General features: G+C 40.3%; 1 protein-coding gene. It reads left to right on the top strand.

Going from position 1 to position 894, the window contains the following annotated elements; translation table 11 throughout:
• On the top strand, positions 1 to 894 hold an 894-nt coding region (locus A3766_RS30635; protein ID WP_197479407.1), incomplete at both ends, for a DUF1156 domain-containing protein.

Below are 894 nucleotides of genomic sequence, written 5' to 3'. Positions count from 1 at the left end.
CCACGGCAAATGGGAAGACCAAATTTACGCAGTTGTAGCAACGCGTTTTCAACCTAAATTGGATAAAAACAAACTTCCTCAATATTTCACAACAGGGGAAAAAAAGGGTGAAATTAAAACGGAGAAAATCCGTTATTTTAGAGCACCTAATAACAGTGATATTGAATCATTCGAAAAGGCTAAATCATATTTAGAAAGTAAGTGGGACTACTTTGATGATAAGGGACTTATTCCCACTGAAAAATTCCCTAAGGGCAATGACATGCGCCCACCAAACTACGGAATGGAGCGCTGGTGTGACTTGTTTAACAGTCGACAATTATTAGGCCATTTGGTCTTAATGGATACAATTAGTACTTTAAAACCAGCAATCATAGAAGAGTATGGCCTAGATAAAGCTAAAGCTATAATCACCTACCTTCAGTTTGGTATAGATAAGATAGTCGATTACAACAGCAAGCAAACTCGCTGGATCACACAAAGAGGGGTTGTATCAGGGACCTTTGGCCGTCACGACTACTCGTTAAAATGGACGTATGGTGAAATGATTTATACCGGTCCTTATTCTGGTCCAAGGTGGGGACAAATTCAGGCGGCCAAAGCTTACAGAGAATTGAGTGAACTATTAGCTGGCGTCAACAAAGTCTACGGTGAAAATATCCCTCTGCAAATTATCAATGGCACCGCAGCCCATATCGAAGGGGTTGAAGATAAATCTGTAGATTTGGTGTGTATGGACCCTCCGTACTATGACAACGTTCAGTATGCAGAGCTATCGGATTTCTATTACGTTTGGCAAAAACGAACTTTAAAAGACCTGTACCCTGATGTTTTTTCAATCCGATTAACCAATAAAAGAGATGAGGCTGTAGCAAATCCATCAAGAGATGGTTC

Source organism: Oleiphilus sp. HI0132 (genome assembly GCF_001635845.1).
This window is presented reverse-complemented; position numbering and strand designations above follow the sequence as displayed.